Annotated in this window: 3 protein-coding genes; 1 reads left to right on the forward strand and 2 read right to left on the reverse strand. The window is 63.3% G+C overall.

Translation table 11 applies throughout. From position 1 onward, the window contains the following. Positions 1-442: 442 nt before the first annotated feature. Positions 443-1606 (reverse strand): carbohydrate porin, encoded by a 1164-nt coding sequence (locus ACRYLT_RS17490; protein WP_482665477.1) that lies wholly within the window; start codon positions 1604-1606, stop codon positions 443-445. 152 nt (positions 1607-1758) lie between these two features. Beyond that, entirely contained in the window at positions 1759-2094 is a 336-nt protein-coding gene (locus ACRYLT_RS17495; RefSeq protein ID WP_482665478.1) for a hypothetical protein, read from the reverse strand. 90 nt (positions 2095-2184) lie between these two features. Between ACRYLT_RS17495 and ACRYLT_RS17500 the strand changes: the two genes are divergently transcribed. After that, a partial coding sequence (locus ACRYLT_RS17500; RefSeq protein WP_482665479.1) for a HAMP domain-containing protein occupies positions 2185-2790 on the forward strand: 606 nt, incomplete at its 3' end.

Here is a 2790-nt window from a genome sequence, read left to right on the forward strand (position 1 = left end):
GACCAACGGCAACGGCGTCCTCCACCACGTCGCCCCAGCCGACGACTGGAAGGACTTCTGACCTCGTCCCTGAACGACAAAGGCTGCGACTAGATCGAAGCCCGGGCCGTCGTCCGGGTCCGACTTGGCGAGACCAAGGCTCCAGGAGAGGCTAGAGCACGACCTCGCCGAAGCGGTCAGCTCGTTCCCGCTCGAGAGCGGAACAAGGGGGAGTCCGAGGCGCTTTTCTGGCCGCTTCAACTGACAGCCGGCGCGGCCGGTTCAGACCACCGGTTTGAATGCAGCTGCGGAAGGGTCGCGAGGCGCTATCCAGGCGCGACCCGGGGCGGATTCGCCGTTCAGAACCCAGAAGCTCGCGGAGTCAGCGGACGACCGTCCGCGCATCGGATCGACAGTCGGCTCACTCCGCGCCGATTCACGACCGAGCGCGACGATCTCCCAGTCAGCTGGGATAGGCGAGGATGACGCGCAGGCCGACGACAACAGCATCGGGTGTCCCCGGGTTACCGGAAGGCCTGCGGATATATTGAAGATCCGGCTGAACCCACAGGAAGGGCAGCAGCCGATCGGAATAGGTAATCTCGAAGCCCGTCTCTGCCGCAGCGAGGCGCCGGCCCTGATCGCCACCAAATTCGCGGAAACCTCGCGACAGCATCCCCTGGTGAATGCCGATCGAAAGCGCTCCTTCCGGCCTCGAAGCAAATAGCTGGTCGACTCGGACGCCTGCTTGCCAGCCACCTCGAAAGGGAGTGGTTTCGCCGTCCGAAAAGCCAAGTCTCAGGAAGGTGACTGCTCGAACCCCTTCTGCATTGGCGTTCAGCGGCTGTTCGAGGTTCAGATAGGCGCCCTGCGCCACTGCTGTGGCATTTGGCGTCGAAGGCAACAATACCGGCTGAGATTCGGTGTAGCGCCAGTAACCGACGGCGATCTTGCCTCGGCCGGTCCATCCGGCCTCGCCAATCAGTAGAGCGCCGTCGCGAACGCTGAAATCGATACCTTCCGAATCTCCGAGGACACCGGCCCGGGCGTTCACCACGGCTGCCTGCAGGAAGAGCTTTTCCGACGGTTCCACACGCAGGCGAGCGGTGAGTGCCGTCGACGGGAAGATGGATGGACCGTTGGGGCCAGTGGCTGCCAGTTCGGAGCCGATCCCGAAGGCGGGGGCGATCAGGTCGCCGGCCGCCTCCGTCTGATAAAATTCGGCGTTCAGATCGGACAGACCGAGGCGAAGGCTGACTCGATCGCCGGCAAAGGATTGCTCAAACCAGAGCTCGTACAGCTTCGCGCGATGGTCCTCGACCTCGATATTGTCGATGCCCTGAAGGGTGCCGGCGAGGTGGTTCGGGTTCCCGCCATGGTTGGCCAGGAGATGGGCGCTGACCCGTGCACCCCGCCATCCAGCCGCCCGACCGAGATCGACCTCGCCGACCAACTGGAGATTGTCGAGTACCCGCGCGCCGCGCCTTTCGCCGCCCGAAACGACGCCGACGAGATCGGCGACATAACGCCCTTCCACGGTGACTCCCTCCGGAAGGACCGACTGGCTGGCTGCCGGGGCGGGCCAGGCCGCGACGCTAGCAAGCAGTGCATGATTCAGGCGGATCATCTTTTCATCCAACTCGGCGCCGGCTCTGATGCAGCGCTTCAAGTCAATTATAGGATGAGATTTCGGTCGACCGCCCGTTGCGGAGCTAAATCGCCCCTCCCGCCCGGCAGCTCCCAAAAAAGCCCTATAATGGAGGATGGACCAATTGATCCTCAGCGCCCGGAGCAGCGCTGCGGCAAGAGGAGGTATTCTCGAAAGTGGCGAAGTCGAAGCGCGGCCAAGATCAGTCCCTGAACAGTGCGACCCGGAAGGTTGGGTTCGCTATCCTCGCCCTCGTTCTTCTTTGCGGCGGCGTCGGCACATTGGCGGCCTGGTGGCAAAGCAGCGCGCTCCAGAGCCAGAGCGCGGCCGCCGGCCTTCTGCGCAACCAGATGACTGCCGACATGATGCACGATGCCGTTCGCGGCGATGTGTTGGCGGCGATCGTAGCCCAGGCGCCCGGAAGCAGTCTTTCGCAGCAGGAAGTCGAGGCCGATCTTGCCGAGCATTTGCGGATCTTCGGCGAGGAGGTTGCGGCAACCGCTGCTTATTCCGGGTCGGCGGAGGTGACGGCAGCGAGCGCTCGTCTTGCCGGACCGTTGCAGGCCTATGCCAATGCCGCCCGACAGATCGTCGATCTGTCCCGCCGCGATGTCGAAGCCGCTCGGGCGCAGCTTCCGGATTTTCTTCAGCAATTCAGCCTGCTGGAGGAGTCCATGGAAGAGGCATCAAACGTAATCGAGGCTCATGCGACGGAGGTGGCGCAGAGCGGCACCATCCTCGGCCGAATTGCGATCGCCATCCTTGCCATGTTGCTGATCGCAGGGTTGGTCACGGCTGTCCTTATTTCCAAGGGCATGCGGCGGCATGTCGTCGAGCCCCTGATCAAGCTGGCAGAAACGATGCGCGAGTTCGCCGCTGGGAATCTCGCGGCGGAGGTGACTGCGACCGAACGCAAGGACGAACTTGGCGCGATGGCCGGTGCCATGCTGGGTTTCCGGGATCAACTCCGATCCGCAGAAGAGGCAAAGCAGGCGCAGACACGATTGATTGTCAGCAGTATCGGTGAGTCCTTGGGCGCACTCGCGAAGGGTGATCTTACGGCGCAAGTCGACGCCGACCTGACCGGCCCGTTCGCCTCGCTGAAAGCGAACTTCAACGAAGCGGTTGCGAGCCTTCGTTCGCTGATCGGATCGGTGCTGGAG

Source organism: Sphingosinicella sp. SM1-17 (assembly GCF_056821765.1).

Bases quoted from the DNA above. Each gene is read 5' to 3' on its own strand.
- ACRYLT_RS17490 (WP_482665477.1), bottom strand. From the start codon at position 1,606: ATGATCCGCCTGAATCATGCACTGCTTGCTAGCGTCGCGGCCTGGCCC.
- ACRYLT_RS17495 (WP_482665478.1), bottom strand. From the start codon at position 2,094: ATGCTCGGCAAGATCGGCCTCGACTTCCTGCTGCGAAAGACTGCTTCC.